The sequence below is a fragment of the Burkholderia sp. LMG 13014 genome (assembly GCF_905232215.1).
GTDB lineage: Bacteria > Pseudomonadota > Gammaproteobacteria > Burkholderiales > Burkholderiaceae > Burkholderia.
Genome location: NZ_CAJNKE010000626.1, coordinates 1 through 3,323, shown reverse-complemented (window position 1 = coordinate 3,323; position 3,323 = coordinate 1). Strand labels below are relative to the sequence as shown.

General features: G+C 68.7%; 3 protein-coding genes and 1 pseudogene. All 4 read left to right on the top strand.

The window, feature by feature from the left end; all coding sequences use genetic code 11:
• Positions 1-163: 163 nt before the first annotated feature.
• On the top strand, positions 164-394 hold the full coding sequence (locus tag JYJ84_RS32120; RefSeq protein WP_043189394.1) for a DUF2783 domain-containing protein: 231 nt from the start codon (positions 164-166) through the stop codon (positions 392-394).
• Positions 391-1,752: an MFS transporter gene (locus JYJ84_RS32115; RefSeq protein WP_122944593.1), complete on the top strand. Its 1,362-nt coding sequence runs from the start codon at positions 391-393 to the stop codon at positions 1,750-1,752. Before JYJ84_RS32120 ends, JYJ84_RS32115 begins: the two co-directional genes overlap by 4 nt.
• Positions 1,753-1,767: 15 nt before the next feature.
• On the top strand, positions 1,768-3,102 hold the full coding sequence (hmgA, locus tag JYJ84_RS32110) for a homogentisate 1,2-dioxygenase (RefSeq protein ID WP_175222314.1): 1,335 nt from the start codon (positions 1,768-1,770) through the stop codon (positions 3,100-3,102).
• Positions 3,099-3,323, top strand: a pseudogene (locus JYJ84_RS32105) (fumarylacetoacetase); the annotation flags it as partial. The gene hmgA and the pseudogene JYJ84_RS32105, both read left to right, overlap by 4 nt.

Genomic DNA, 3,323 nt, shown 5'->3' with positions numbered 1-3,323 from the left:
GCCGCGCAACGCTACGACGCGCAGCCCGGCACGTTCTACCTGTTGCGCCCCGACCAGCATGTCTGCGCTCGCACGCGCGCGCTCGACCGTCAGGCGCTTGCCGACGCACTGGCGCGCGCGACCTGCGCACGCTGAATACGATAAAGACACCGGAGACACCGTCATGCCCTCACTCGACACCCGCCCGCGCCTGGCTGACCCGGACGCGTTCTACGAAGCGCTGATCGACATGCATCGCGACCTGTCCGATGCCGACAGCCAGCTCGTCAACGCGAAGCTGATCCTGCTGCTCGCGAACCAGATCGGCGACGCCGACGTGCTGCGCGAAGCGATGACGCTCGCGCGCCAGGGCGTGACGCCGCCCGTGCATCCGGCCGCAGAGGTCGCGCAATGAGTGCGGCGCCGGCCGACGCGCGCGTGCTCGAAGTCGAGTGCGTGATCGACGAGACCCATCGCCCGGGCTTTCACTGGATGTTGCTCGTGTTGTGCGGGCTGTGCCTCGTGATCGACGGTTTCGATGCGCAGGCGATGGGCTACGTCGCGCCGAGCGTGATCGCCGAATGGGGCGTGCCGAAGCAGGCGCTCGGGCCCGTGTTCAGCGCAAGCCTGTTCGGGATGCTGCTCGGCGCGCTCGGGCTGTCGGTGCTGGCCGACCGGATCGGGCGGCGCCCGGTGCTGATCGGCTCGACGCTGTTCTTCGCGGTGACGATGCTCGCGACGCCGTTCGCGGGCTCGATCCCGGTGCTGATGGCGCTGCGCTTCGTCACGGGCCTCGGCCTCGGCTGCATCATGCCGAACGCGATGGCGCTGGTCGGCGAGTTCAGCCCGGCTGCGCATCGCGTGAAGCGGATGATGATCGTGTCGTGCGGTTTCACGCTCGGCGCGGCGCTCGGCGGCTTCATCAGCGCCGCGCTGATTCCGGCGCTCGGCTGGCGGTCGGTGTTCTTCGTCGGCGGCGCGGTGCCGCTCGTGCTGACGATCGCGATGGCCGCGCGGCTGCCCGAGTCGCTGCAGTTCCTGGTGCTGAAAGGGCGTGTCGCGCAGGCGCGCGACTGGCTCGCGCGTTTCGCGCCGCAGGCCGGCATCGATGCGAATACGCGGCTCGTCGTGCGCGAGCGCGCCGCGACCGGCGCGCCGGTCGCCGAGCTGTTCAGCCACGGCCGCCTGCCGGTCACGCTGCTGCTGTGGGCGATCAGCTTCATGAACCTGATCGATCTGTATTTCCTGTCGAACTGGCTGCCGACCGTGATGCGCGATGCGGGCTATTCGCCCGGCACGGCGGTAATCGTCGGCACGGTGCTGCAGACGGGCGGCGTGATCGGCACGCTGTCGCTCGGCTGGTTCATCGAACGCCACGGCTTCGTGCGCGTGCTGTTCGCATGCTTCGCGTGCGCGGCCGTGTCGGTGGGGTTGATCGGCTCGGTCGCGCATGCGCTGCCGTGGCTGCTGGTGGTGGTGTTCGCGGGCGGGTTCTGCGTGGTCGGCGGGCAGCCGGCCGTCAACGCGCTCGCGGGCCAGTATTACCCGACGTCGCTGCGCTCGACGGGCATCGGCTGGAGTCTCGGCATCGGCCGGATCGGCTCGGTGCTCGGGCCGCTCGTCGGCGGGCAACTGATTGCGCTCAACTGGTCGAACGGTGCGCTGTTCCACGCGGCCGCGGTGCCCGTGCTGTGCTCGGCGCTGTTCGTCCTGGGGCTTGCCGGTGTGACGCGGCGCAACGGCGCGCAGGCGCCAAACGCCGCGATGAATTGAGGGAGAAAGGAAACGATGACGCTTGACCTGTCGAAACCGGCGACCGCCGGCTACCTGAGCGGTTTCGCGAACGAATTCGCGACCGAGGCACTGCCCGGCGCGTTGCCGCACGGCCGCAACTCGCCGCAGCGCGCGCCGTACGGGCTGTATGCGGAGCAGCTGTCGGGCACCGCGTTTACCGCACCGCGCGGCCACAACCGCCGCTCGTGGTTGTACCGCATCCGCCCGGCGGCCGTGCACCGGCCGTTCGAGCCGTACGCGGGCCCGCAGCGGCTCGTGTCGGAATTCGGCGATTCGGTCGACGTGCCGCCGACGTCGCCGAACCAGCTGCGCTGGGATCCGCTGCCGATGCCGGTCGATCCGACCGATTTCGTCGACGGGCTGGTGACGATGGCCGGTAACGGCTCGGCCGCCGCGATGAACGGCTGCGCGATTCACCTGTATGCCGCGAACCGCTCGATGCAGGACCGCTTCTTCTACAGCGCGGATGGCGAACTGCTGATCGTGCCGCAGCAGGGGCGGCTCTTCATCGCGACCGAATTCGGCCGGCTCGACGTCGAGCCGTTCGAGATCGCGGTGATCCCGCGCGGCGTGCGTTTTTCCGTCGCGCTGCCGGACGGCGACGCGCGCGGCTACATCTGCGAAAACTTCGGCGCGCAACTGCGTCTGCCGGATCTCGGCCCGATCGGCTCGAACGGTCTCGCGAACCCGCGTGACTTCCTGACGCCGCAAGCCGCGTACGAAGACCGCGAAGGTGCGTTCGAGCTGATCGCGAAGCTGAACGGCCGTTTATGGCGCGCGGACATCGGCCACTCGCCGCTCGACGTCGTCGCGTGGCACGGTAACTACGCGCCGTACAAGTACGACCTGCGCCTGTTCAACACGATCGGCTCGATCAGCTACGACCATCCCGATCCGTCGATCTTCCTGGTGCTGCAGTCGCAGAGCGATACGCCGGGTGTCGACACGATCGACTTCGTGATCTTCCCGCCGCGCTGGCTCGCGGCCGAGGATACGTTCCGCCCGCCCTGGTTCCACCGCAACGTCGCGAGCGAATTCATGGGGCTCGTGCACGGCGCGTACGACGCGAAGGCCGAAGGCTTCGTGCCGGGCGGCGCGAGCCTGCACAACTGCATGTCGGGCCACGGGCCCGACGCGGACACGTTCGAGAAGGCGTCCGCGAGCGACACGACGAAGCCGCACAAGGTCGACGCGACGATGGCGTTCATGTTCGAAACCCGCACGCTGATCCGGCCGACGCGCTATGCGCTCGACACCGCGCAGCTGCAGGCCGACTACTTCGAATGCTGGCAAGGCATCAAGAAACATTTCAATCCGGAGCAACGATGAGCGATACTCAAGACTGGCGCGCGACGCTCGACCCGGCCCGCAAGAGCTGGGTCGAGACGGCGAACGATCCCGCCTGCGATTTCCCGATCCAGAACCTGCCGTTCGGGATCTTCAGCGATGCGAAGCAAGCGTCGCGCCGTGCGGGCGTGGCGCTTGGCGACCAGATCGTCGATCTCGCGGCGCTCGCGCGCGCGGGCCTCGTGACGCTGCCGGCCGGCACA